This window comes from Micromonospora sp. NPDC001898 (assembly GCF_042891255.1).
Taxonomy (GTDB): domain Bacteria; phylum Actinomycetota; class Actinomycetes; order Mycobacteriales; family Micromonosporaceae; genus Micromonospora.
The window spans coordinates 260,178-285,026 of the sequence record NZ_JBIATC010000004.1 but is presented as its reverse complement, the minus strand read 5'-3'; the positions used below and the strand labels follow the sequence as shown (position 1 = coordinate 285,026).

General features: G+C 74.9%; 19 protein-coding genes. 8 read left to right on the top strand and 11 right to left on the bottom strand.

The annotated features are described in order from the left end of the window. Positions 1–28: 28 nt before the first annotated feature. A complete protein-coding gene (locus tag ACFYZF_RS11795; protein ID WP_387018750.1) occupies positions 29–460 on the top strand; it encodes a hypothetical protein in 432 nt (143 codons plus the stop codon). A gap of 127 nt (positions 461–587) precedes the next feature. On the opposite strand, the gene ACFYZF_RS11790 is transcribed toward ACFYZF_RS11795, so the two are convergent. Beyond that, complete coding sequence (locus ACFYZF_RS11790; RefSeq protein WP_387018747.1) at positions 588–1,553, bottom strand: DUF389 domain-containing protein; 966 nt, start codon at positions 1,551–1,553, stop codon at positions 588–590. 308 nt (positions 1,554–1,861) lie between these two features. On the opposite strand from ACFYZF_RS11790, the gene ACFYZF_RS11785 reads away from it, so the two are divergent. Further along, on the top strand, positions 1,862–2,995 hold the full coding sequence (locus tag ACFYZF_RS11785) for a DegT/DnrJ/EryC1/StrS family aminotransferase (RefSeq protein ID WP_387018744.1): 1,134 nt from the start codon (positions 1,862–1,864) through the stop codon (positions 2,993–2,995). Next, positions 2,992–4,047, top strand: coding sequence for a GNAT family N-acetyltransferase (locus ACFYZF_RS11780; protein ID WP_387018741.1), 1,056 nt, complete (start codon positions 2,992–2,994; stop codon positions 4,045–4,047). Before ACFYZF_RS11785 ends, ACFYZF_RS11780 begins: the two co-directional genes overlap by 4 nt. A 75-nt stretch (positions 4,048–4,122) precedes the next feature. Here ACFYZF_RS11780 and wecB read toward each other — a convergent pair whose 3' ends face one another. Genes wecB through ACFYZF_RS11760 form a run of 4 tightly spaced genes read right to left on the bottom strand, consistent with a single transcriptional unit; the run spans position 4,123 to position 8,640 of the window. Continuing rightward, positions 4,123–5,247 (bottom strand): non-hydrolyzing UDP-N-acetylglucosamine 2-epimerase, encoded by a 1,125-nt coding sequence (gene wecB, locus ACFYZF_RS11775; protein ID WP_387018739.1) that lies wholly within the window; start codon positions 5,245–5,247, stop codon positions 4,123–4,125. Then, positions 5,244–6,482, bottom strand: coding sequence for a glycosyltransferase family 4 protein (locus ACFYZF_RS11770; protein WP_387018737.1), 1,239 nt, complete (start codon positions 6,480–6,482; stop codon positions 5,244–5,246). Before ACFYZF_RS11770 ends, wecB begins: the two co-directional genes overlap by 4 nt. Further along, positions 6,479–7,606: an NAD-dependent epimerase/dehydratase family protein gene (locus tag ACFYZF_RS11765; RefSeq protein ID WP_387018735.1), complete on the bottom strand. Its 1,128-nt coding sequence runs from the start codon at positions 7,604–7,606 to the stop codon at positions 6,479–6,481. Before ACFYZF_RS11765 ends, ACFYZF_RS11770 begins: the two co-directional genes overlap by 4 nt. Continuing rightward, complete coding sequence (locus ACFYZF_RS11760) at positions 7,600–8,640, bottom strand: SDR family NAD(P)-dependent oxidoreductase (protein ID WP_387018732.1); 1,041 nt, start codon at positions 8,638–8,640, stop codon at positions 7,600–7,602. The genes ACFYZF_RS11765 and ACFYZF_RS11760 overlap by 7 nt, the downstream gene beginning before the upstream one ends. A 484-nt stretch (positions 8,641–9,124) precedes the next feature. Here ACFYZF_RS11760 and ACFYZF_RS11755 point away from each other — a divergent pair, with 484 nt between their 5' ends. Beyond that, on the top strand, positions 9,125–10,444 hold the full coding sequence (locus ACFYZF_RS11755; protein WP_387018729.1) for an O-antigen ligase family protein: 1,320 nt from the start codon (positions 9,125–9,127) through the stop codon (positions 10,442–10,444). Positions 10,445–10,604: 160 nt separating this feature from the next. Here the strand turns inward: ACFYZF_RS11755 and ACFYZF_RS11750 are convergent, their stop codons facing one another. The 5 genes from ACFYZF_RS11750 to ACFYZF_RS11730 all read right to left on the bottom strand — a co-directional run bounded on the left by ACFYZF_RS11750 (position 10,605) and on the right by ACFYZF_RS11730 (position 16,936). Continuing rightward, positions 10,605–12,005, bottom strand: coding sequence for a glycosyltransferase (locus ACFYZF_RS11750; RefSeq protein WP_387018726.1), 1,401 nt, complete (start codon positions 12,003–12,005; stop codon positions 10,605–10,607). After that, entirely contained in the window at positions 11,986–13,395 is a 1,410-nt protein-coding gene (locus tag ACFYZF_RS11745; protein ID WP_387018723.1) for a lipopolysaccharide biosynthesis protein, read from the bottom strand. Before ACFYZF_RS11745 ends, ACFYZF_RS11750 begins: the two co-directional genes overlap by 20 nt. Continuing rightward, positions 13,395–14,351 (bottom strand): NAD-dependent epimerase/dehydratase family protein, encoded by a 957-nt coding sequence (locus ACFYZF_RS11740; protein ID WP_387018720.1) that lies wholly within the window; start codon positions 14,349–14,351, stop codon positions 13,395–13,397. The genes ACFYZF_RS11745 and ACFYZF_RS11740 overlap by 1 nt, the downstream gene beginning before the upstream one ends. A gap of 119 nt (positions 14,352–14,470) precedes the next feature. Next, on the bottom strand, positions 14,471–15,805 hold the full coding sequence (locus tag ACFYZF_RS11735) for a glycosyltransferase (RefSeq protein WP_387018717.1): 1,335 nt from the start codon (positions 15,803–15,805) through the stop codon (positions 14,471–14,473). A 3-nt stretch (positions 15,806–15,808) separates the two neighbouring features. Then, positions 15,809–16,936: a glycosyltransferase gene (locus tag ACFYZF_RS11730; protein WP_387018714.1), complete on the bottom strand. Its 1,128-nt coding sequence runs from the start codon at positions 16,934–16,936 to the stop codon at positions 15,809–15,811. A gap of 108 nt (positions 16,937–17,044) precedes the next feature. Here ACFYZF_RS11730 and ACFYZF_RS11725 point away from each other — a divergent pair, with 108 nt between their 5' ends. The 4 genes from ACFYZF_RS11725 to ACFYZF_RS11710 all read left to right on the top strand — a co-directional run bounded on the left by ACFYZF_RS11725 (position 17,045) and on the right by ACFYZF_RS11710 (position 23,193). Continuing rightward, positions 17,045–18,322 carry a glycosyltransferase gene (locus tag ACFYZF_RS11725; protein ID WP_387018712.1) on the top strand — a complete coding sequence of 426 codons (1,278 nt, stop codon included), beginning with the start codon at positions 17,045–17,047 and terminating at the stop codon, positions 18,320–18,322. 107 nt (positions 18,323–18,429) lie between these two features. Then, the gene (locus ACFYZF_RS11720; RefSeq protein ID WP_387018709.1) at positions 18,430–21,540 is read left to right on the top strand and encodes a M14 family zinc carboxypeptidase; all 3,111 of its coding nucleotides are present in this window, start codon (positions 18,430–18,432) and stop codon (positions 21,538–21,540) included. A gap of 265 nt (positions 21,541–21,805) precedes the next feature. Then, entirely contained in the window at positions 21,806–22,450 is a 645-nt protein-coding gene (locus tag ACFYZF_RS11715; protein WP_387018706.1) for a sugar transferase, read from the top strand. Continuing rightward, entirely contained in the window at positions 22,435–23,193 is a 759-nt protein-coding gene (locus ACFYZF_RS11710; RefSeq protein ID WP_387018705.1) for a GNAT family N-acetyltransferase, read from the top strand. The genes ACFYZF_RS11715 and ACFYZF_RS11710 overlap by 16 nt, the downstream gene beginning before the upstream one ends. Here the strand turns inward: ACFYZF_RS11710 and pgm are convergent. After that, positions 23,180–24,823, bottom strand: coding sequence for a phosphoglucomutase (alpha-D-glucose-1,6-bisphosphate-dependent) (gene pgm / locus ACFYZF_RS11705; RefSeq protein WP_387018703.1), 1,644 nt, complete (start codon positions 24,821–24,823; stop codon positions 23,180–23,182). The two genes, ACFYZF_RS11710 and pgm, sit on opposite strands and share 14 nt — an antisense overlap. Positions 24,824–24,849 lie beyond the last annotated feature (26 nt).

Here is a 24,849-nt window from a genome sequence, read left to right as displayed (position 1 = left end):
GGCGGGCGTGGCGCGTACCGTCGCCGGCATGGGTGGCGACGACGACGTCCAGTGGCGAGAGCGGCAACGGCGGGCGGTGCGCGCACACGCCGAGGCGGACGAGCGGCGGCGGGCGGCCGAACGCGCCGAGGCGGCACAGATCGTGGCCTGGTTCACGGCCGAGGCGACCCGGCGCGGGTTGCGGCCCACCCGGCTGGCCGCCGTGCCGTACGCGGGCCAGGGTCGGTACCGCACCCGGCTCACCGGTTGGTACGTCGACCGGTCCCGTTCCCGCGCGGTGGACACCGCCGGCCGGTGGTACCTGCTGACCGTCCCGGCGGGCCTGCGGGCCCGGCTCCTCGGCGCCGACCCGCAGCCCGTCCCCGCGCCCCTGATCGTCGGCGAGGGTGGCCGGGACGGCGAGTCGGTCCCGCTGCGTGACCTGCTCACCCGGCGGCTGGCCGCCGGCGACGACTGGTGACCGGCCCGGGGCGACCCGGGGCCGGGAAGCAGTCGGCCGGGATCGGACCCCGGGCCGGGCGGGACCGCCCAGGGAGCCGGCATCCCGGCGGGACCGCCGGGCGGCGATCCGTCCGGGTGGGATCCCGTCAGCCGCCGGCCGGCCGGGACCGGGCCGTGCGGCGGCGGACCCGCCGGGCCACGTGCCACCACCAGGCCTGCTGCACACCCAGGGTGGCCAGCCCGGCGAGCACGATCGCGCACAGATTGATCACCAGTTGCAGCGCCGAGCCGGCCGCCTCGTGCCACACCCCGTACGCGGCGGCGACGGAGACGTTGGCGGCGGCCGGCACGGTGGTGACCGAGATCAGGACACCCACCAGGGAGCCGGACTTCTTCGAGGTCAGCGAGAGCATCCCAGCGATCCCGGCGAGCAGGCCGACGACCCAGGACAGCGCGTCCGGCCGCCAGATGAAGTCGGTCAGCGGCCGGTCGGCGAGCAGCATGTCCCGGTCGACCAGGCCGGCCAGGGTCAGCGCCCAGGTGCTGAGCACGGTGGCGAGCATGGCGGCCAGGAAGCCCACCACCAGGGCCTGCACGGAGCGGCCGACGACGGCCGGCCGACGGCGCAGCAGGGCCACGCAGAGGGCGGCCAGCGGGCCGAACTCCGGCCCGACCACCATCGCGCCGACGATCAGGATGGGCTGGTCGAGCAGCACCCCGATCCCGGCGATCATGGTGGCCACCACGATGAGCACCAGGTAGGTGGCGGACAGCTCGGTCTGCTCGCCGGTCTTCGCGGCCACCTCGTCCCAGACCACCGCGTCCGCCCCGCTGCCGGGAGCCTCCGCAGCGGCCCGGTCGGCTGCGCTGGACACCGTCAGCTCCACGTCGTCGGCGGCGATCCCGCCGCGCGCCTCGACGCCCAACTCCTGCAACCCGCGCAGCACGTTGTCGGCCCGCTCGCGGACCACGTCGCAGAGAATGAGGTCACCCTCCGGCTGCCTGGCCGCCCCGGGGAGCACCGCCAGGTGGGTGACGCCGGGATCGGCGGCGAGCAGGTCGGTCACCGCCGACGACTGGTCCGGCGGGGCGATCACCCTGAGGTGCAACACGGCCCGTCCCCTCATGTCCAACCCGGACCGCCCGGCGCGGCCGGCAGCACTCTACCGCCCGCCTGCCCATCCCCGGCCCGCCCGACAGCGGCCCGTCCGCCTGTCTGCCGGCCCGCCCTCCAGGCTCGCCGGGCCCGACCCGCGCGACCACGCCCCAAACGTGAAAGCGACGGTCGTCGGCCCGCCGTTTGGTAGAACGGTTCTGACCGATGTGACGTGGTCCAGGCGAGAGACGGAGAAAACATGGATTCCTCCCGTGTTCCGCAGATCGGCACCGACCTTCCGCCCAGCACGGGGTTCGTGGCGTCATGACCGCCGACCCGGTCTACCTCTCCCCGCCCGACCTCGGGCCGGTGGAGGAGGCCTACCTGCTGGCCGCGTTCCGGGCCCGGCAGGTCGGCCCGTTCGGCCCGGACATCACCGCCCTCGAACACGCGACCGCCGAGCGGGCCGGCACCCGGGCCGCGCTGGCGACCAGCTCCGGAACGGCCGCCCTGCACCTGGCCATGCTCGGCCTCGGCGTCGGCCCCGGGCAGGTGGTGATCGTCCCGACGCTGACCTTCGCGGCCACCGCGAACGCCGTCACGTACACCGGTGCCCGGCCGGTCTTCGTGGACTGCGACGAGGAGACCGGGAACCTCGACGTGCCGCTGCTGGCCGCCCTGCTGGCCCGCCTGCGGGCGGCGGGGACGCCGGTCGGGGCGGTCATGTCCGTGGACCTCTTCGGCACCTGCGCGGACTACACCTCGCTGCTGCCGGTGTGCGCCGCCGCCGGGGTGCCCGTGATCGAGGACGCGGCCGAGTCCCTGGGCGCGACCCACCGGGGCCGCCCCGCCGGCTCGTTCGGCCGCGCGGCCGTCCTCTCCTTCCAGCACAACAAGATCATGACCACGTCGAGCGGCGGGATGCTGCTCTCCGACGACGAGGCGTTCGTCGCGCGCTGCCGGTACCTGGCCGCGCAGGCCCGCCAGCCGGTGGTGCACTACGAACACACCGAGGTCGGGTACAACTACCGCCCCAGCAACCTGCTCGCCGCGCTCGGTCGCGGTCAGCTGCACCGCCTGGACGGCATGCTGGCCCGGCGGCGGCTGCTGCGGGAGCGGTACGCGAAGCTCTTCGCCACCGTGCCCGGCGTACGCCTGCTCGGCGACGACGACGGCGGCGGCAACTGCTGGATGTCCACCGTGGTCGTGGACCCGGACCGGGCGGGCTGGCGGGCGGCGGACCTCGCCGCCGCGCTCGCCCTCGACGAGATCGAGACCCGGCCGGTGTTCAAGCCGATGCACCTGCAACCGGTCTACGCCGACGCGCCCGCGTCGGTCACCGGCGTCGCCGAGCGCCTCTTCGACACCGGTCTCATCCTGCCCAGCGGGTCCGCGCTCGACGAGCGGCAGGTCGACCGCGTGTGCGGGGCCGTCGAACGGTTCCTGGACCGCCGGTGACGGGCAACTTCGCCCTGACCGGACCGGGCCCGCAGGCCGGCCGGCTCGACGCCGACTGTCCCGACGTCTACTTCACCGCCGGCTACGGTACGGCGGACGCGGCGGCGCTGGGCGGCGCCTGGCACAGCGCCCGGCTGGGGCGGCGGATCCAGCTCCCGTACGTGCTTCGGGCCGTCGCCGACGGGGTGACCGACGGGGTCAGCCCGTACGGCTACTGCGGCCTGCACGTCGAACCCGGCTGCCCGCCCGACGACCTGGCCCGGTTCTGGGCCCGGGCCGTGGCGTGCTGGCGCGACCAGGGCATGGTGAGCCTCTTCCTCCGTTTCTCGCCGCTGGATCCCGCGCCGGTGGCGGCCGTCCGGGCACTCAGGACGGTGCGGCTGGCGCAGCACGGCGAGACCGTGGCCGTCGCCGTGGACGCGGGCCCCCGCCGGGTGTGGGAGGCGATGGCGGGCCGGGCCCGCACCGCCGTCCGCAAGGCGGGGAACGCGGGGCTGACGGCCGAGTTGCGGCCGGCCACGGCCCTCGACCTCACCGCCGCCGCGCCGTTCCGGCGGGTGTACGAGCGGACCATGCGCCGCATCGGCAGCGCCGAGCGCTACCTGTTTCCCGACGGCTACTACCGGCTGCTGTCGTCGGGACTGGACAAGGACCTGCTGCTCGCCTCGGTACGCGACCCCGACGGGGAGGTCGTCGCGGCGGCGCTCGTGCTGCGGCACCGGGACCGGGCGCACTACCACCTCGCCGGCTCGGAGCCGGCCGCCGCCCGCGACGGCGCCAACAACCTGCTGGTCTGGCGCATCCTGGAGTGGGCCGCCGAGACCGGCTGCGCCCGGGTGCACCTCGGCGGCGGGGTGCGCGGCGACGACGGGCTGCTCCGCTTCAAGACGTCGTTCGGCGGCGCCCTCGTCCCCTGGTGGACGGGCACGGTGGTGCTCGACCGGGACCGGTACGCGGCGCTGACCGCCGCCCGCGCCCACCGCCTGGGCTGCCCGGTCACCGACCTGCGCGACGGCGGGTTCTTCCCCGCCTACCGGGCCGGCGGGCGCTGACCCGCGCCCCCGGCCCGGCCCGACCGGGGCCGGTCAGCGCCGCCGGTCAGCGCCGGATGCCGGCCCAGGGGCCGGTCAGCGCCGGATGCCGGCCCAACCGTGGTGCAGCCGCACCGTGGAGAGGACGAAGCTGACGACCCGGCGGGAGGTGTCGGTGACCTGGTAGTCCGCCGGGCAGGGCACGCCTGCGGACGCCACCTGGGCGACGGCGACCGTCACCGCCTCGCGGACCGCGTCCGGGTCGAGCTCGGTCAGCAGGATGCCGGCGCTGTCCAGGGCCTCCGGGCGTTCGATCGAGTTTCGCAGCGTCACCGCGGGGAAGCCGACGATCGCCGCCTCCTCGCTGATCGTGCCGCTGTCGGACAGGGTGCAGCGGGCCTGCGCCTGCAGGCGTACGTAGTCGAACAGGCCGAACGGCTCGTGGAACGTGATGCCGGCCAGGTCGGCCGGGTCGGGCGCCAACTCGGCCAGTCGCTTGCGGGTACGGGGGTGGGTGGAGACGAGCACCGGCAGGTCCCAGTGCTCCCGGACCGCCCGCAGGCAGTCCAGGAGCCGGGCCAGCCGGGGGGCGTCGTCGACGTTCTCCTCCCGGTGGGCGCTGACCAGGAAGTAGCCGCCGGGGGTCAGCCCGAGCTGCTCCAGGATGCCGGACTTGTCGATCTCGGCGCGGTAGTGCTCCAGCACCTCCCGCATCGGCGACCCGGTGTGCAGGATCCGACGGGGGTGCAGCCCTTCGGCCAGCAGGTTGCGCCGGGCGTGCTCGGTGTAGACCAGGTTGAAGTCGGCCACGTGGTCGACCACCCGCCGGTTCGTCTCCTCCGGCACGTTCAGGTCGAAGCAGCGGTTCCCGGCCTCCATGTGGTAGACGGGCACCCGCATCCGCCGGGCGATCAGCGCGGCGATGCAGCTGTTCGTGTCGCCGAGCACCAGCAGGGCGTCCGGCCGCAGGTCCTCGATCGCCCGTTCCACCCCGGTCAGCACGCCGCCGAGCACGCTGCCCAGCGAGGTGGTGTCCACCCCAAGGTAGCGGTCGGGCTGGCGCAGCCGCAGCTCGGTGAAGAAGACGTCCGACAGGGTCGGGTCCCAGTTCTGCCCGGTGTGCACCAGCACGTGGTCGACCGTCCGGTCGAGCCGGGCGATGACCCGGGACAGCCGGATGATCTCGGGTCGGGTCCCGACCACCGTCATGACGCGCGTCATCGACGCCTCCCCCGGTCCGCGGCCTTGATCATGATGTCCTCCAACTGGTCGACTCCCACCCGCAGCGACATGCGGTCCAGATACACCTGGCGGGCGCGGTCGGCCGTCGCCCGCCGCTCGGCGACGGGCTGGGCCGCCGCGGTTGCGAACCGGTCGGCGAGCGCCCGCCAGTCCTCCGGCGGGCAGGTGAGTCCGACCCGGGCCGAGCGGACCAGCCGGGCGGTGTCGCCGCCCGCCGAGACGATCACCGGACGGCCACAGGCCAGCGCCGCCTGGAGCTTCGACGGGACGGTCCCCCGCAGGCCGGCGGCGTCCCGCAGGCAGATGAGCTGGTACTCGGCCGCGGCGTACAGCTCGGCCATCCGCTCCGGCGGGCGGCGGCCGAGGAACCGGACGTTGTGGGCGCCGAGGTCGGCGGCGAGCCGGCGGGCGCTCTCCTCCTGCACCCCCGATCCGACCAGCACCAGGTCGACGAGGTCCCGGGTCGCGGCGGCGGCCCGGACCGCCGTCTCGATCCCCTGGAGCAGCCCCAGGTTCCCGGCGAACATGATCGTGCAGCGTCCGGTGTGGCCGATGGCGGCGCGGGCGGCGTCGGTGGCCGGCACCGGCCGGAACAGCCGGTCGTCGGTCCAGTTCCAGACCACCCGCACCTGGTCCGGGTCCGCGCCCCGTTCGATGACGAGTTCGGCCATCGTCGGCGAGATCACCGCGATGGCCGTGACCGACCGGTAGATCCGGCGCATGGCCCCGGCGATCGCCCCGTCGAGCAGCCGGCCCGCGCGCCCCTGCGGCGCCATCCCGGAGTGCAGCACCGACTCCGGCCACGGATCCTGTACGTGCAGGACGGCCGGCGTGCCGCGCAGCAGCCGGCCGACGACGGCCGCGGCGACGGACGTCGGCGGCGGGTGGTAGACGTACGTCACGTCGACGTCGGCGAGGTAGCGCGCCCCGGCGACCGCGCTCGTCGCCGCGAAGGACAGGTAGCTGGCCGCCCGGCGCACCGGCGACCGGTCGTGGCTGGGGTACGCCGGCACCCGGCGCACGGTCAGCCCTCCGGTGCGGACGCAGTCGTGCCACCGCTGCCGGTAGCCGGGATAGACGCGGCCGTACGGATAGCTCGGAAAGGAGGTCAGCACCTTCACCTCGTGCCCGCGCGCGACGAGTTCCGCGGCGAGGTTGTCCTGGATGAAGGCGCCCTCCGGCGGATACCACTGGCTGACCAGGCCGATCCTCATCCGGCGACCACCGCGCTCGACACCAGGGCCGGCAGGTCGACCGGCTCGGGGTACGTGTCGGGCCGGTCCGGGTCGAAGATCTCGTTGGTCCAGAACAGGGTGACCAGCTCACCGGGCCCGGTGTTGGTGATCCGGTGCGCCCACATCGTCGGCATGTCCACGGCGACCGGCTCGTTGCCGGCGACCGCGAACCGGACGACGTCGGCGTGGCCGACCTGGCGCAGGGCGATCTCCGCCGAGCCGCGCAGCACGACGAAGCGCTCGATCTTGGCGAGGTGGAAGTGCTCCCCCCGGGTCACCCCGGGGTGGGTGCCCGAGCAGAAGCTCTGGCCGCCGCCGTCATGCACCTTGACCGTCTCCACCAGCTCACCCCGGGCGTCCGAGCGCCGGGGCAGCGGCATCGGGACGCCGGACGGGAAGACGTGCGAACGGTAGGTGTTGAACAGCCGCACGGCGTGCCGGTCCCGCAGCGGCGGGACCTCCGCCCGGCGGTAGGCGTCGGCGAAGCCGGTCAGCCGGTGGGCCAGCTCACCCACCCCGATCCGCAGCGCCGGCATGTCCGGGTCCCAGGACCCGCCGGCCGGCACGCCGACGAGCCGGGCGGCGGCGTCGGTGACGTGCACCAGCTCCATGTCCCGGTCGAGCTGCACCTGCGGCGTGTCCCCGGAGGCGAGCAGCCGGCAGAAGGTCGCGACCACGGAGTTGTAGAAGGGCCGGCCGTGCTCGCCGTACAGGTTGGGCAGCAACACGTCGTCGAGGGCGGCCCCGGTGCCGGCCAGGATCTCCGCCGCGGTGGCCTTCGCGTCGCCGTACGGGGTGCCGTTGCCGGCCTGGACCGAGTTGGCGAAGACCACCCCCGGCGGGTCGGTGCAGCGCCGCAGCCCGTGCGCGAGCTGCGCGGCGAGCTGGACGTTCCCCGCGGCCACCTGGGCGGGGTCGCCCCGGTTCACGCCGGCCAGGTGCAGCACCCGGTCGACCCCGGAGAGCTTCGCGGCGACGGCGTCCGGGTCGGTCAGGTCCGCCCGGGTGACGACGACGGGCTCCGGTCGGCCCAGGGCGCGCAGCAGCGTCCGGACGTGCCAGCCGAGGAAGCCACCGGCGCCGGTGACGGCCAGCCTCAGCACGCCGGCACCGGATCCCGCAGGGCCAGCTCCGCGCGGATCTCCGGCAGGCCGCGTAGCAGCTCCATGATCTCCGGTACGCCGAGCCGGGGCGCGTTGGCCGAGTTGAAGTCCTCCCGGGGCACCTCACCCAGCTCGCCCTCGGAGACGTACAGCGCGTAGTTCAGGTCCCGCCCGTCGATCGGCACCCGGAAGAACTCCCCGAAGTCGTCGGCCTGGGCCAGTTCCTCCCGGCTGGCCAGCGTCTCGTGCCACTTCTCGCTGTGCCGCACGCCGATGACGTCGAGCTTGCACGGCACATCGAACAGCCGGCAGACGGCCTCGGCGAGGTCCGCGATGGTCCCGGCGGCTGCCTTGCGGATGAAGACGTCGCCGGGCTGCGCGTGGTGGAAGGCGTGCTCGACCAGGTCGACCGAGTCGGCCAGCGACATCAGGAACCGGGTCATCGTCGGGTCGGTGACGGTCAGCGGCCGGCCGGCCTTGACCTGCTCGACGAAGAGCGGGATCACCGAGCCGCGCGAGTACATCACGTTGCCGTACCGCACGCAGGAGACCGTGGTGGCGCTGCGCGGGTCGTTGCGGGCGTGGGCCTGGGCCACCTTCTCCATCAGGGCCTTGCTCATGCCCATCGCGTTGACCGGGTAGACCGCCTTGTCGGTGCTGAGCACCACCACGGAGCCGACGCCGTTGCGCGCGGCGGCCTCGACCACGTTGGCGCTGCCGAGAACGTTGGTGCGCACCGCCTCCAGCGGGAAGAACTCGCAGGACGGCACCTGCTTCAACGCCGCCGCGTGGAAGACGAAGTCGACCTCGCGGGTCGCCCGTTCGACCGTGTCCCGGTCCCGGACGTCGCCGACGTGGTAGCGGACCCGCTCGTCGCCGAGGGTCCGGCGCATCGCGTCCTGTTTGGCCTCGTCGCGGCTGAGGATGCGCACCTCGCCCACGTCCTGGGACAGCAGGCGGCGCGTCATGGTCTGTCCGAAGGAGCCGGTGCCGCCGGTGATGAGCACCCGGCGGCCCGAGGTCGTGAAAGCCATAGCCTCTCCCGTTCGTCACGGCCGGCGGACGGCCTTCCCGTTCCGCCCGCCCGTGCCGCACCGATCCGCCGGCCGCGCGGGCGACCGACCGGACCCGACCTGGCTCCGGTGCGGCACCCGGGTCAACGACGGCCCCGCACCCGCAGATACGCGTTTCGGGTTATATCCTCGAATCGCTCTCAAGCGGATAAGACAGGGGGAAATTACCCTCCCGGAGTCTCGTTGGCAGGCCTGCCGTGGCGGGCCCACCGAGAGCGGTTCGCGCCGATTCACCCACCTCGGCACGCCACAACTGGTACAAAGGGCGCGGACCAGCGGTCCCGACCGGTCCCGTCACGCTCCACAGCGGAGTGGTCGACCGGGGCGGCGGCGCGGTCCGTCAGCGAAGGAGCACCATGTCGCCAGTTCGACCACCGCACCCGGCCCGGTGCCGTCCGGCAGGCGCGAGCCCGACCGTGGCCGACCCCGGGCGGTGCGCGCTCCGATGACCACCTCGTCACCTCGACTCGGCCCGCGTACCCCCACCGGGGCGCGGACAGCGGACCGTCCGGCGGGCCCGGTCCCGTCCGGCCCGGGGCGGCGGCGCCGTCGGGCGGACGGGCCCGCCGCATGGCTGCTCCGCGCCTGGCCGACGGGCCTGCCCAGCGTCGTCCTGCTCTGCTGGATCGCGTTCTGGGCGGCCCGCCCGCCGTGGTGGTCGTTCAACTGGCTGGCCCCGATGGCCGTGGTGGCGCTGCTGCTCAGCGGCCGGCTTCCCCGGCCGCGCTGGGCGGACGCCCTGGCGGCGGCGACCGCGGGCTGGGCGTACAACACCACCCTCTGGGCGGACCGGCCGGACCTCACGGCGATGGGCGCCTACCGGTACGCGACGGTCTGCCTGCTCTTCGTGACCTGCCGGCACGTGCTGCGCACCCGGCGGGACCTGCTGCTGGTGGGCGGGACGTTCCTCGCCGGCTGCGTGGTCGTCGCCCAGGAGGTGGTCACCGGAGCGGCCGAGGACCTCCGTTCGCGGGGGCAGGTGCTCGACGTTGCCCACCGGTTCGGCGTCGAGGGCCGGGAGGTGAATCTCACCGCCTACACGCTGGTCGCCGGGATCGTGGGCGCCGCGATCCTGACCGCGGCCGTGGCACGTCACCGGCGGTGGCGCCTCGTGCCGCCGGCCGCCGGGGCGCTGTTGCTCTGGGCCGTGCTGCTCACCGGCTCCCGGGGCGCGGCGATCGGGGTGCTGCTCGGCGTGCTCGCCATGCTGGCGGCCCGGTTCTGGCCCCGTCCGACGATGCTCGGCCTCGGCGTGCTCGCGCCCGCGCTGCTCTTCCTGGTACCGCTGGGCAAGACCCCGAGTTGGACGTTGGCCTGGCTCGACGGCATGTACGGCCGGGCGACCGGCGACATCTCCGGGCGGCTGTGGCTCTGGCCCTACGCCGTCACCACCTGGTCGGAGCACCTGCTCACCGGCTCCGGGCCGGGGGTGCTCATGGCGACCAACCCGTACGGCGTCGGCCCGCACAACCTGCTGTTGACCGTCGGCAACGACCTGGGACTGATCGGCGTGCTGCTCTACTTCGGCACGCTCGCCGCCGCCCTGGTGGCGGCCGCCCGGGCCGCGCCGGTCGGCCGCCTGCTGGCCTGCGGCTTCACCGCGCTGATGCTGCCGATCTGGCTCACCGGCCAGTGGGAGGCGTCGCCGGCCGCCTGGCTGGTCCTGGCCATGCTGACCGTGCTGCCCACCCTGCGTGCCCCGGCGACACCGCAGGCCCCGAGCGCGGGGCCTCGGCCGCCAGCCCAGGTGCCCGCCACCGGGTGAGCCCGGGCGGAACGCGTGGTCCGGGCCCCGCCTGGCCCTTGCCCCGGGCCGACCCGGGCGGACGGCCGGTCGGGCTCCGCCCGAACCTCGCCCCGGACGGTCGCCCGGCTTCGGGCCGACTGGCCGGCGGGGCCTGGGGCGGGGCGGGGGGTGGGGGCGCTCAGCGGCGCTCGGCGCCCGGGGTCAGCCCGGCCGGGTCGCGCCGGGGCTGCTCCGGCGCGGGACCGACCGGCCGCCGGGCGGCCCGCCCCAGGGTCTCGGCGAACCGGGCAGCCACTCGGTCCGCCCGGTGGTGGCGGACGGCGAAGTCCAGCCCCTGCCGGCCCAGCCGCTCGCGCAGCGCGGGATCCGCGCAGAGCCGGGCGACCTCCCGGGCCAGCCGGTCGGGATCGTCGACGCCGACCACCGCGCCGGCCCCGGACGCGTCCAGGTGGGCCATCGAGGCCAGTTCCCCCGGGCCGAAGCCGAGCACCGGGCGGCCGGCGGCGAGATACTGGGGGATCTTGGTGGACAGCGAGTACCGGGTGTAGTGGCGGTGCTCCTCGGCGAACGACTCGACGTGCACCAGCACGTCGGCGTGGCGCAGCACCGTGGCGACCTCGTCGCTGGCCAGCGACCGGCCCAGCCGGACGCCGGGCAGCCCGAGCCGCTCGCCGTACCGGTCCAGGTCCGGTGGGGGCGCGTGCACGGTCAGCCGCGCCCGCAGGCCGTCGGCGGCGAGCCGGCCGAGGGCCTCGCCGACCCGGCGCAGCGACCGCCAACGGTCCAGGTGCAGCCCGCCGACGTAGACGAGGTCCAGCACCGCCCCGGCAGGCCGGGCGGGGCCGGGCCGGTCGGCGAAGTCCGCCGCGTCGACGCAGTTGCCGAAGGCCGCGAAGGGCAATCCGTAGCGGCGCTGGTACTCCCGCGCCATCGGCTCGCTGATCCCCAGGCCGTACGACGAGTGCCGGACCACCTCCCGGACCCCGGCGAGCAGCACGCGCCGGGCGACGCCGAGCGTCTGCCGGTCGGTGTACAGGGTGCTGGGCCAGTCGTCCATGAAGTGCGGCACCAGCGGTGCCCCGCATTCCCGGGCCGCGAGCACCGCCAGCCGCATCTGCCGGATGCTGCCCAGCATCGCGTAGACCACCTGCGGGCGCTGTTCCCGCAGCCACCGGCGCGCGTCGGCGGGCACCCGCAGCGGGCTGAGGTCGACGAACGCCCGCAGTTCGGCCCGCATCCGGGTCCGCAGCGGCCCGGGCTCGACGCCCGCCCCGCCGGGCCCACCGGCCCCGCCGTCGGCCGATCCGTTCCGCGCGCCCGACGACGTCCCCCGGGTGGTGCGGGCCCGCCAGCGGAACAGGTGGTACTCCACGGGCGCGGAGCGCGGGTCGAGCCGCAGGAACCGTTGGCACACGTCCGTGTCGGGTTCCCGGTCCTCGGCGTAGAGCTGGGCCAGCCGCTGTCGCGGCCAGCCGGCGAAGAGGTTGGACAGGGTGATCCCGGTGCCCGAGGCGCGGCCGAACACCGCCGCGCCGACGACCAGCACCCGGGGATGTTCCTCAGCCGACCAACTGTCCATCGGATCTCCATTCCGGCGCCGGACGCCCGGCCCGGCGCAGCGCCTTGCGGTAGCCGTACAGGGCGGCGGGGACGACGGTGAGCGCGAACCCGGCCACCGCGACCCAGGGGACCGCCCAGAGCCCGAACCAGGAGGCTCCGTACCACTTGCCGACCAGCGACAGGACGGCGAACACCGCCCAGCCGACCAGTTGCGGGGTGACCACGCCGGCGGCGTTCTGCACCATGAAGCGCGGCGAGAGCGCCGCCTGCACCACCCACCAGGCGCCCAGCCCGGCCAGCAGCCACGGGTCGGCCCCGATCGGCACGGGCAGCCAGACGTCGAGGAGCCGCTGCCCGGCGAACGTCAGGACGACCGTGGGCAGCAGGGTGGCCAGCACCGAGACGACTGTCATCCGGCGGGTGATCCGCCGCACCCAGGCCAGTTGACCCCGGGCCAGGGCGTCCCCGTTGGCCGGCCAGAGCGGCACGTTCACCAGCACCACGAGCTGGCCGAGTTGGGCGAGCAGCTTCGCCGGCACCACGTAGGCGGCGACGGCGGACAGGCCGAGGGCGTGGGCGACGATCAGCGTGTCCACGCTGGTCGCGACGGATGTCACCACGGTCACCACGAAGAACAGCCCGCTGAGGCTCAGCAGCTCGCGGGCGGCGCGCGGGTCGACGCAGCGCAGCCGGGGCCGGATCCGGGAGCCGTCGCGCCAGAAGAACCAGAGGCTGTTGAGCAGGTTGACCACCAGCGGCGCGACGGCCGAGGCCACGATGATCGTCACCGGGGGCAGCCCGGCCCGGACGATGCCGAGCACCACCAGCAGCCCGACCAGGCCCGCCCCGGCCTGCCAGAGGTTGCTCCGGCCGACCTGCTGGCAGGCGTACTGGACCCGGACGATCAGCGACAGCGGCACGTTGAGCACGAACGCGGTGAGGCAGGTCAGGGCGATCGTCTGCGCCTGACCGGGCGTGATCTGACCGGTGGTGTTGAACACCGACGCCCAGGGCACCGCGTCGGCGATCAGCCAGAGCACGCCGCAGAGGGCGACCGCCAACACGGACAGCGTCAGGTAGGCGCTGGAGACGTAGCGGCGGGCCAGCTCGTGGTCGCCGGCCGCCTGGCAGGGCGCCAGCTTGGTCATCAGGCCGCTGCCCAGGCCGAGGTCGGCGAAGGCGGCCATCCCGGCGAGCGCGGCCACGGCCATCCAGAGGCCGTACAGGTCGGTGCCGAGGTAGGGCAGCGTCACCGGGACCAGCACGATCGGGACCACGAACCCGGCCAGCCGGCTGAGCACGGCGGTGCAGACGCCGGTGACGAGCCGGCGGGTGCGGTCGGGCGCGCGCCGGTGGGCCCCGGGCGGGGGTCTCTCCCGCTCGACGAGTCCGGCCGGGACGCTCGGCACTAGTGTCCGGCGAGCACGTGGCCGGCCATCCAGGCCACGGTCTCCTCCAGACCGACGCGCAGCGGCACCGGGCGGGCCGTGGGGAACAGCTCCCGCAGCCGGCCGCAGTCGGCCTGCGAGTCGCGCACGTCGCCGGGGCGGGGCGGCTCGTGCACCACCGGCAGCCGGCGGCCGAGCACGTCCTCCAGTTCGGAGACGAGGTCGAGCAGCGACACCCGGGCCCCGAACGCCAGGTTGACCGCGTCGGGCGCCGCCACCCGGCGCAGCACCGCCTCCACGATCACCGCCGTCACGCTGCCCACGTAGGTGAAGTCGCGGGTCTGCCGGCCGTCGCCGTGCACCCGCAGCGGCCGGCCGGCGAGCGCGGCGGCGACGAAGCGGGGCACCACGGCGGCGTACGCGTGGTGTGCCGCCTGCCGGGGGCCGAACACGTTGAAGAAGCGGAACGGCAGCACGGACAGCCCGTAGCAGGACGCGTAGGACAGGGCGTACGCCTCGGCGGCCAGCTTGGACACGGCGTACGGGCTGACCGGCATCGGACGCAGCGTCTCCCGCCGGGGCAGGACGGGGTTCGCCCCGTACACCGAGGAGGACGACGCGAGGACGACCTGGGGCACCTCGTGCCGCCGGGCGGCCTCCAGCACCATCAGGGTGCCGGTGGCGTTCGCGTGGTGGCTGGGCAGCGGCCGGTCGATGGAGCGGGGCACCGAGCCCAGCGCGCCCAGGTGCACCACGCTCTGCGCGCCGACGAAGGCCTCGTCGAGCAGGTCGGGGTCGAGGACGGTGCCCCGCGCCAGCCGGACCGGCACGTCGAGCAGGTTCTCCACCGCACCGGTGGAGAGGTCGTCGACCGCCACCACGTCGGTCACCTGCGGGGCCTCGCACAGCGCCCGGACCAGGTTGGCGCCGATGAAACCCGCGCCTCCGGTCACCACTACCTTCACGATCTCCCCCACCACTGGTCGGTCTCCACAGCGGCAGCCGGCGCGTAGCCGGGCCACCCGCTGAACAACGACCGCCGATCCGGCAAGTTACTGCAAAAGGGACGGAGGAGAGTTCGGTCCTCCGGTCCGGCTCACGGTCGCGGCTCGGGCGCGGCCAGCGGCTGCCGCTCCGCCCCACGCCCGCCGGCCGGCTGCCGGGCACTCCCGGCCCGGTGCCCGCCGGCGTCGGTCCGGCCGGCGGCGGCACCGAGCGCGCCGAGGAACGCCCGCAGCCGGCGGCCCTGCGCAACCGGGTTCCTGGTCTCGGCGACGAAGGACCGTCCCGCCGCGCCGAGCGCGGCGGCCGTCGCCGGGGGCAGTTCCAGCACGCGCCGGATCGAGTTCCGGAGCCCGGCGGCGCTGTCGTCGTCGGCGTACACCAGGTGGGGGTCGTAGTCGGCGGGGATGCCGGGCAGCCGGGTGGTCACCACCGGCACCCCCGCCGAGAGGTACTCGATGAGCTTGGACGGGAACGAGTACGGCACGAAGTGCTGGTCGACCGGCCGGGGGTTGACCAGCACCGCCGCCCCGGCGAGCCACCCGGCCAGGTCGCCGCGGTCCAGCAGCCGCGGTGGCACGACGCGCGGGTCGAGCGCGGCCTGCTCGTGCAGCCACCCTTCCAACTCGCCCCGGCCGAAGACGCACAGCCGCAGGTCCGGCCCCGGCAGCCCGCGGAACGCCTCGACCAGGCGGTCCACGCCGTAGGCGCGACTGAGCCCGCCGGCGTACACGATCTGCCGGGTGGCGGCGACGGCGACCCGGGGCCGGACCGCGACCGGCGGGGCGCAGATCCCCTCCAGCACCAGCCGGGGACGGCCGGGCGCGAAGTCCTCGGCGAGCGGGCCGGTCAGGGCGACCACGCCGGCGCACCGGCGCAGGGCGGCCCGGACCAGCGCGACGTCCACGGACCGCAGCAGCCGGACCAGCCGGCTCTCGTGCGGCAGCGGCACCCCCGGCGGGTCGGTCAGCACCGGCACGACCCGGACCCCGCGCAGCCGGCCCAGCACCAGGCCGGCCCAGAGGAACGGCGTGTGCACCCCGTGGACCAGCAGCACGTCGGCGGGCTGTTCCCGCAGCATCCGGGAGCCCCGCCGGCAGGCCGCGGCGAACCGGGTCAGGTGCTTGAGGCCGAGCAGGTTGACGAAGCCGAGGAGTTGGCCGTCCACCCCGGCGTGGCGGAACCGGGCGGCCCGGTACCGGATCCGGGGGTTGCGGGGGTAGGTGGAGACCGGGGCGGCGGACAGCAGCCGGACCGGGCAGCCGGCGTCGCGCAACGCCCTCACCAGCCCCCAGGCGAAGGCGTGGGTCTGGGTGGAGTGGACGGCGTCCCCGGCCATCACCCGGTCCAGCGCCTCGTCGGACAGCGTGAAGCCGAGCAGGACGACCCGGGGCGGCATCTCCCGGTCACGCGCGTCGCCGGCCGGCACCGCTCAGCCCGCCAGGATCCGCTGGTACGCCGTGTCCAGCGCCCCGAGCATCGCGTCCAGGCTGTACCGGTCGACGACCGTGCGGCGGGCCCGCGCGCCGAGTCGCGCCCGGGTCAGGGCGTCGCCCAGCAGCGCGGCGAGCGCGTCGGCCAACGCGGTCGGGTCGCCGGCCGGCACCAACCGCCCGCCGCCGTCGCGCAGCACCTCCACGTTGCCGCCCACCGCCGAGGCCACCACCGGCAGCCCGTGAGCCATCGCCTCCAGCAGGGCGTTGGACAGGTTCTCGTGCAGGGTGGGGAAGACGAACAGGTCGGCGGCGGAGAGCAGGTCCGGCACGTCGGCGCGGTTGCCGAGCATCCGTACCCGCGCCGCGCCGGCGCCCCGCAGGGCCGCCTCGACGTCGGCGCGGGCCGGGCCGTCGCCGGCCACCAGCAGCACCGGGCGGTTCGGGGCCGGCGGTAGCCGGCGCAGCGCCTCGGCCAGCACGCCGAAGCCCTTCTCCCAGGTCAGCCGGGCCACCACGATCATCGCCAGGTCGTCGGGGCGCAGCCCGAGATCGGCGCGGACCCGGTCCCGGGCCGCGTCCGGCCGCGCCGGCACGGGCACCCCGTTCGGGATGACGCCGAGGAACCGGTCGGCGCAGCCGCGCAGGAAGTCCCGGCCGGCGGCGTACTCGCACACGGTCGCGACGTGGCTGGCCGCCCGCAGGGTCAGCGGCTCGGCGCCGCGCACCAGCAGCGCGCGGCGCACCGGGCGGTCGGTGCGGCGCAGGTCCCGCACGGTCCCGTGCACGGTGACCAGGACCCGCCGGCAGCCGGCCAGCCGGGCGGCGAGGACGCCGTGGAACCCCTCGTTCTGGAGGCCGCGCACGTGCACCAGGTCGGGTCGGACCCGGCGCAGCAGGGCGACCCAGTCCCGCAGCAGGCCGACGTTGAGCGCGCCGTTGCCGCTGGTCTGGTGCATCCGGACGAAGTCGTACCGGTCGGCCAGCCGGGAGGCGAGCACCCGTTCGACGGCGGTGAGCGGCCCGTTCGCGCCCGGCGTACCGGCCGAGTGCTGCACCACCACGGGGCGGGTGCGGGTCCCGGGCCCCGCGCGCCGGGCACCGGCGAGGTCAGTGCTCAGATCCACACCCGCTCCTATCGACGCGCCAGGCAGGAGGCGGGCCCTGCCCCGCCGGAGTGCCTACACTAAACCGATCTATCGGGCACAAGTTGCAGACACGCAAAGATGGGGAATATGCCGACATCATCTGAAGTGGACACCGCCCCGCCGCCACGACTGCTCGCACTGGCCGCCTTCCGGTTCCCGCACGGCGACGCGATGTCCAACCGGCTGCTCCAGCTCGCCCGGTCCGCCACCCCGCCCGGCACGCCCACCCTGGTGGTCAACGACTGGCCGGACGACGGGACCCGGCCGCCCGCCGACCCGTCCCTGCCTCCGGGCGTACGGCTGATCTGCCTCGGCGGCGGCGCCCACGGGCTACTGGCGCGCTGGCTGCGCCGGCGTGCCCGGCCGCTGCGGGTGCTGGCCGAGCTGCGGCGCGCCGGGGTTCGGCCCCGCGACCTGACCGGCGTCTACCTGCCGGTGAACCTGTGGGACCTCACCACCTGGGCGGTGCTGCGCGCCGCGACGCGCTGCCCGGTGACGGTGGACGTACTCGAACGCCACGACCCGGAGCAGTTCCCCCGGGGCCGGCTCGCCCCCTACTTCCTGCGGCACCGGTGGAGCCTGTTCCTGGCCGGCCGGCTCGCCGACCGGGTGATCGCCGTGTCCGAGACGATCGCCGGGCACTTCGTCCGGCGTGGACTGCCGACCCTGGTCGTACCGCCGCAGGTCGACCTCGCCGAGCACACCGCGTCGGCGACGCCTCCCCCGATCGCCGAGGGGGTCCGGCTGCTCTACGCCGGCTCGGCCGGGCCGAAGGACCTGCTGTCGGTGGTGCTGGCGGGCATCCGAGGGCTGCCCCGGGCCGAGCGGGACCGGGTCCACCTGGTGATCGCCGGCTTCGACCGGGACCGGGCCGCGAGCCTGTCGGACCTCGACGAGGGCCTGGTCACGGAGCTGGCCGACCGGATCACCTTCCTCGGCCGGGTGCCCCGCGACCGGGTGCTGGCGGAGCTGCGCCGGTCGCACTTCTCCCTGCTGGTGCGGCCCCTGGCCGGGTACGCGCAGGCGGGCTTCCCCTCGAAGGTGCCGGAGAGCCTCGCCGCCGGCTGCCCGGTGCTGCTGAACCCCACCAGCGACCTGGGACGGTACGTCGTGGACGGCCGGGAGGGGCTGGTGCTCGCCGGCCCCACGGCCGACGACGTCCGGGACGGGCTGGTCCGCGCCCTGGCCCTCGACGACGCCGCCTGGCGGGCGATGAGCCGGGCCGCCCGGGAACGGGCCGGATCCTTCGACTACCGGTTGTGGGCCCCGGTCGTCAGCGCGTTCGTCGCCGGCCCGGGGGGCGCCCCCGACGGGGCACCGGCGAGGTCCGCCAGCGCGGCCAGCGCGGCCGGCGTCAACCGCTGATCGGGCGGGTCATCACCACGCCAACCCGACAGCACATCGAGCCATTGACATATGTGCCGTGTCGCAGAAGGCTCGCGCTACAGGTCCCTGCACACCGAGGAGCGCGGATGAAGAAGACACGGCTGGCGATCGCCGGCGTGTTGACACTGGTCGGCGCGCTGGCGCTGACCCCGCCGGCGGGCGCCCGGCCACCGTCGGACCTCGCCGGCCGCGACGGCCTGGAGGTGTACGTCGGCACGGTCACGCCGGAGCAGCGGGAGAAGGTGCGGGCGGCCGGGGTCGACCTCGGCCACGACCAGCGCGGCACCGACGGAGCCGGGGCGACCCGCGTGGAGACGGTGCTGAGCCGGCGGCAGGCGGACCGGCTCGCCGGCCAGGGCGTCCGGCTGACCGTGAAGCGGGTGCACGGCCGGGATGCCTCCCAGGCCCTGCGCGAGCAGGCCGCCGCCGGGTGGTCGGCGTTCCGGTCGTACAGCGAGGCCGGCGGCATCCGGGACGAGCTGACCGCCACCGCCGCCCGCTTCCCGAAGCTGGCCAAGGTGGAGACCATCGGCCGCACGGTGCAGGGCAAGCCGATCCTCGCGGTCAAGGTCACCCGGGACGCCCGGACGGTGCCGGACGGGAAGCGCCCGGCGGTGCTGTACGCCAGCAGCCAGCACGCCCGGGAGTGGATCACCCCGGAGATGACCCGCCGGCTGCTGCACCACGTGCTCGACAACTACGGCACGGACGCCGGGATCACCCGGCTGCTCAACACCACCGAGCTGTGGTTCCTGCCGGTGGTCAACCCCGACGGCTACGACCACACGTTCACCCCCGGCAACCGGCTGTGGCGCAAGAACCTGCGGGACAACGACGGCGACGGGCGGATCACCACCGCCGACGGCGTCGACCTGAACCGCAACTTCGGCTACCGGTGGGGGTACGACAACGAGGGCTCCTCGCCGGAGCCGAACAGCGACACCTACCGGGGCACCGCCCCCGGCTCGGAGCCGGAGACGAAGGCGCTGGACCGGCTGTTCCGGCGGGTCGGCTTCGAGTTCTTCGTCAACTACCACTCGGCGGCCCAGCTGCTGCTCTACGGCGTCGGCTGGCAGGTGAGCACCCCCACCCCCGACGACGTGATCTATCAGGCGATGGCCGGCGACGACGCGAACCCGGCGGTGCCCGGCTACGACCCGGACCTGTCCGCCGAGCTGTACACCACCAACGGCGACACCGACTCGCACGCCCAGGTCCGCTACGGCACGCTCGGCTTCACCCCGGAGATGTCCACCTGCGAGACGGCCTCCGCCGTCGACCCGGACGACCAGTGGCGGCCGGAGGACTGCGTCAGCGGCTTCGTCTTCCCCGACGACGAGAAGCTGATCTCCGCCGAGGTGGCCAAGAACCTGCCGTTCGCCCTCGCCGTGGCGAAGTCGGCGGCCGATCCGGACGAGCCGGTGTCGGTGGTCGGCCGCAGCACCCCGGACTTCGTGGTGGACGCCTTCGACACCTCGTACGGGCGGACCCAGCAGGTGGCCACGGTCGCCCGCCGGGCGCTGCGCGACGTGCGGATGCACTACGTGGTCAACGGCGGCCGGCCCAGGACGGTCAAGGTCCGCGAGTGGCGCGGCGGCGAGCGGTACGGGGACACCAACAACGTCTGGTACGCCGAGCAGCGCGGCACGGTGACCGGCACGAGACCCGGTGACCGGGTCGAGGTCTGGTTCACCGGGGTCAAGCCGCGCAAGGGCCCGGTGGCCAGTGAGCGGTTCACGTACCGGGTGCACACCGACGTCGGCGGGGACGTGCTGGTCCTCGCGATGGAGGACGTCACCGGGCTGAGCCCCGTCCAGGACGCCACCACCGCGAAGTACGCCGACGAGGTCGCCGCCGCGCTGAGCGCCGCCGGGCGCAGCAGCGACGTGTACGACTTCGACGCGATGGGCCGCCGCGCGCCGCACCCGCTGGGCGTGCTGTCGCACTACCGGGCGGTGGTCTGGGAGACCGGCGACGACGTGATCCTGCGCGCCCCCGGCCAGGTGGGCGGCACCACGGCCGAGGCCGCGCTCACCACCGAACTGGCGGTGCGCGACTACCTCAACGAGGGCGGCAAGGTGCTGGTCAGCGGCAAGTACGCGCTGTTCGCCCAGGCCGCGAACGGCTCGTACCTGTACCGGCCGGACGCCCCGCCGGAGTGCACCGACCCCGACGACGTCACCTGCCTGCCGGTGCTCAACGACTTCCAGCAGTACTGGCTGGGGGCGTACACGTACGTCAGCGGCGGGGGCGGCGACGCCGCCGGGACGCCGTACCCGGTCCAGGGGTCCGCCGGGGCCTTCGCCGGGTTCGCCGGCCGGCTCAACGCCGACGGTTCGGCCGGCAACCAGGACCACACCGCGTCGTTCCTGACCACGTCGAGCTTCCTGCCGCCGGACGAGTTCCCGCAGTTCGGCGGGGCGGCCACGGTGGACTGGGTCCGCCCGGGCAGCGCGCCGTTCGACCCGCGCACCGGCGAGTGGTACCTGTACAGCGGCCGGGCCGACGAGTCGTACAAGCGGCTCACCCGGACCGTCGACCTGACCTCGGCCGGGAGCGCCCAGCTCCGCTTCTTCACCTCCTACGACATCGAGGAGAACTGGGACTTCCTGACCGTCGAGGCGCACGAGGTGGGCAGCGACGACTGGACCACCCTGCCGGACGCCAACGGGCACACCGGCGCCGCCACCGGCGAGAGCTGCGAGGCCGGCTGGGCGAACGAGCTGCACCCGTTCCTGGCCCACTACCAGGGCACCGACTGCTCCCCCACCGGCAGCACCGGGAGTTGGCACGCGGCCACCGGCGCCTCCGGCGGCTGGCAGGAGTTCGCGGTCGACCTGTCGGCGTACGCGGGCAAGAAGGTCGAGGTCTCCATCTCGTACGTCTCCGACTGGGGCACCCAGGGGCTCGGCGTCTTCCTCGACGACGCCCGGGTGATCGTCGACGGCGCCACGGTCAGCGAGACCTCGTTCGAGGCCGCCGACCTGGGTGGCTGGACGGTGGCCGGCCCGCCGCCCGGCTCCGCGCCGGGGGCGAACGACTGGTCGCGCAGCCAGCAGGCCTTCGAGGAGGGGGCGGCGGTGGTCACCCCGGACACCGTCTACCTCGGCTTCGGCCTGGAGGGGCTGGCCCCGGCCGCCCGCAACGATCTGGTGGCCCGGTCGTTGACCCACCTGCTCGGCGGTTCCCGCCGGTGACGTCGCGCGGCGCGGGGCGCCGCTGACCGGGTGACGGGTGCGCCGGTGGTGGGATGCCGCCGGCGCACCCGTGCGTCGCCCGGCGTGCCGGGGGTCGACACGCCGCCCCGGGAAACGGCGCGAGAGAAGAAATCGGAAACATCATACAAAAGCCTCCCAAGGCTGGTAGAAACACGATTCGGTCTATTCACCGCCGAGTCCTGGGAGGTCGGAACGTGAACGTTCGCCGGGAGCTGGCGACACCACGGGGATCGGGAACCGCCCGGTGAGCGGGCGTCCCTCGCCCGCCCAACTGCGGGTCAAGCGCGCCGTCGACGTGCTGCTGGCGCTGGCCATGCTGGTGCTCACCGCGCCGGTCGTGGCGGTCGCCGCGCTGCTCGTGCTGGCCCAGTTCGGCCCGCCCGTGTGCTTCAGCCAGGTCCGGACCGGCCGGCACGGGCGGCGGTTCCGGATCTACAAGCTGCGGACGATGTCCGACGAGCGCGACGCCGACGGCGTCCTGCTGCCCGACGGGGTCCGCTGCCGGGGGGTCGGTCCCGTCCTGCGTCGACTCAGCATCGACGAGCTGCCCCAGCTCTGGAACGTGCTGCGCGGGGACCTCAGCCTGGTCGGCCCGCGGCCCCTGCTGCCCCGCTACGACCCCTGGTACACCGACCGGGAGCGGCGACGCTTCCTCATGCCGCCCGGGCTGACCGGCCTGCAACAGATCGGCGGGCGCAACACCCTCGCCTGGGACGACCGGCTCGCCCTGGACACCCGCTACGTCGACGAGTGGTCGCTGCGGCTGGACCTGTGGATCCTGGTCCGCACGGTCGGGAAGGTGCTGCGGGGCACCGGCGTCGTCCTCGACCCGTCCGCGCACATGCTGGACCTCGACCAGGAGCGGCAGCTCACGTGCCTGCCGTCCTGACCGCCGCCGGGGTCACCGCCCTCGACGGGCCCACCGACCCGGCGCTGGGCCCGGTCACCCGGCTGCTGGCCGAGGCGATCCCGGCCGACTGCGCGGGGCTGGTGCCGTACCACGCGCCCGGGTACACCGCGTTCCTGTCCGCCGCGCTGGCCCCTCCGGCCGGCTCCCGCACCGTCCTGCTGCGCTGCGTGCGCGACGGCGCGGACGTGCTGGCCGTGGCGGACTGGCGGTGGCTCGGGCGGCAGTTGCTGCTCAACGGGGTCGCGGTGGCCCAGGGGGTGCGGGGCTCGGGCCTGGGCGGTGCGCTGCTGGCCGACGGCCTGCGGCTGGCCCGCCGGCTGCGGTGCGCCGCCCTGGCGCTGGACGTGTCGCGCGACAACGCCGATGCCCGGCGGCTGTACCGGCGCTTCGGGTTCGCCGGCCGGTCGCACAGTTCCTGGACCGAGGTGCCGATCGCCGCGGGAGCCAGCCCCGGGCTCCGCTTCGCCGACTGGCCGGCCTTCGCCGCCCACCGCGCCGCCTACGGCTTCGGCGACCTGCGGGTGCTCACCGCCGCCGGCCCGGTGACCGTCCGGGCGGTCGGCACGACGCTGCGGGTGCCCGCCGGCCCGGAGGCCGGCGGGCTCGCCACGGCGCTCGCCGGGCCGCTCGGCGCCACCCGGGCCTGGGCCGTCCGGGACGGGTGGGACGCCGGGGGCTTCGCCCGGTTCACCAGGATGCTGCGGCCCGTCACGCCCGGCTGAGCACCGCCGACACCAGCTCCCGCGCCTCCTGCTGGATCCGGGCCAGGTGGTCGGGGCCCTGGAAGGACTCGGCGTAGATCTTGTAGACGTCTTCGGTGCCGGAGGGGCGGGCGGCGAACCAGCCGGACGCGGTGGTCACCTTGAGCCCGCCGATCGCCGCGCCGTTGCCCGGGGCGGTGGTCAGCGTCGCGGTGATCGGCTCGCCGGCCAGCTCGGTCGCGGTCACCTGGTCCGGGGAGAGCTTGGCGAGCACCGCCTTCTCCTGCCGGCTCGCCGGGGCGTCGATCCGGGCGTACGCGGGGGCGCCGAACCGCTCGGCCAGCTCCGTCCAGTGCTGGCTGGGCGACTTCTGCGTGGTCGCGATGATCTCCGAGGCGAGCAGGCAGAGCAGGATGCCGTCCTTGTCGGTGGTCCAGGTGCTCCCGTCACGACGCAGGAACGACGCCCCCGCGCTCTCCTCGCCGCCGAAGCCGACGGTCCCGTCGAGCAGGCCCGGCACGAACCACTTGAACCCGACCGGCACCTCCAGCAGCGGCCGGCCCAGGTCGGCGGCGACCCGGTCGATCATCGAGGAGGAGACCAGGGTCTTGCCGACGGCGGCGTTCGGGCCCCAGTCCGACCGGGTGCGGAAGAGGTGGCCGATCGCCACCGCCAGGAAGTGGTTGGGGTTCATCAGGCCGCCGTCGGGGGTGACGATGCCGTGCCGGTCGGCGTCGGCGTCGTTGCCGGTGGAGACCTGGTAGTCGGCGCGGGCGGCGATCAGGGACGCCATCGCGTTCGGCGACGAGCAGTCCATCCTGATCTTGCCGTCGCCGTCGAGGGTCATGAACCGCCACGTCGGGTCGACCGTCGGGTTGATCACCGTGAGGTCGAGGCGGTGCCGCTGCGCGATCTCCCCCCAGTACGCCACGCTGGCCCCGCCGAGCGGGTCGGCGCCGATGCGCACCCCGGCGTCCCGGACGGCGTCGAGGTCGACCACGGCGGGCAGGTCGTCGACGTAGCGGGCGAGGAAGTCGTACTCGCCGGTGGTGTCGGCGGCGCGGGCCCGCGCGTACGGGATGCGCTTCACCTCCTTGAGCCCGGCGGCGAGGATCGCGTTCGCCCGGTCCTGGATCCGCTTCGTGACGTCCGTGTCCGCCGGGCCGCCGTTGGTCGGGTTGTACTTGAACCCGCCGTCGTCGGGCGGGTTGTGCGACGGGGTGATCACGATCCCGTCGGCCAGGCCGGAGGCGCGGCCCCGGTTGTGGGCGAGAATGGCGTGCGACACCGCCGGGGTGGGGGTGTAGCCGTCGCGGCTGTCCAGCAGCACGGTGACCCCGTTGGCGGCGAGCACCTCCAGCGCGTCGACGGCCGCCGGGGCGGACAGCGCGTGGGTGTCCCGGCCGAGGAAGAGCGGGCCGTCGAGGCCCTGCTCCCGGCGGTAGTCGCAGAGCGCCTGGGTGACGGCGAGGATGTGGTCGGAGTTGAACGCGTTGCGCAGGCTCGACCCCCGGTGCCCGGAGGTGCCGAAGGACACCTGCTGCGTCGGGTCGTCCGGATCGGGGTGCTCTGCGTAGTAGGCGGTGACCAGCCGGGGCACGTCGACCAGGTCGGCGGGCTCGGCGGGCTGACCGGCACGGGGGTGGGCCACTGCGCAACCTCCAGGGACGGGACGGA

What these genes read in the sequence shown, in the direction of transcription:
- ACFYZF_RS11795 (WP_387018750.1), top strand. Translation starts at nt 29, where the DNA reads ATGGGTGGCGACGACGACGTCCAGTGGCGAGAGCGGCAACGGCGGGCG.
- ACFYZF_RS11785 (WP_387018744.1), top strand. Translation starts at nt 1,862, where the DNA reads ATGACCGCCGACCCGGTCTACCTCTCCCCGCCCGACCTCGGGCCGGTG.
- wecB (WP_387018739.1), bottom strand. Translation starts at nt 5,247, where the DNA reads ATGACGCGCGTCATGACGGTGGTCGGGACCCGACCCGAGATCATCCGG.
- ACFYZF_RS11770 (WP_387018737.1), bottom strand. Translation starts at nt 6,482, where the DNA reads ATGAGGATCGGCCTGGTCAGCCAGTGGTATCCGCCGGAGGGCGCCTTC.
- ACFYZF_RS11760 (WP_387018732.1), bottom strand. Translation starts at nt 8,640, where the DNA reads ATGGCTTTCACGACCTCGGGCCGCCGGGTGCTCATCACCGGCGGCACC.
- ACFYZF_RS11755 (WP_387018729.1), top strand. Translation starts at nt 9,125, where the DNA reads ATGACCACCTCGTCACCTCGACTCGGCCCGCGTACCCCCACCGGGGCG.
- ACFYZF_RS11750 (WP_387018726.1), bottom strand. Translation starts at nt 12,005, where the DNA reads ATGGACAGTTGGTCGGCTGAGGAACATCCCCGGGTGCTGGTCGTCGGC.
- ACFYZF_RS11725 (WP_387018712.1), top strand. Translation starts at nt 17,045, where the DNA reads ATGCCGACATCATCTGAAGTGGACACCGCCCCGCCGCCACGACTGCTC.
- ACFYZF_RS11720 (WP_387018709.1), top strand. Translation starts at nt 18,430, where the DNA reads ATGAAGAAGACACGGCTGGCGATCGCCGGCGTGTTGACACTGGTCGGC.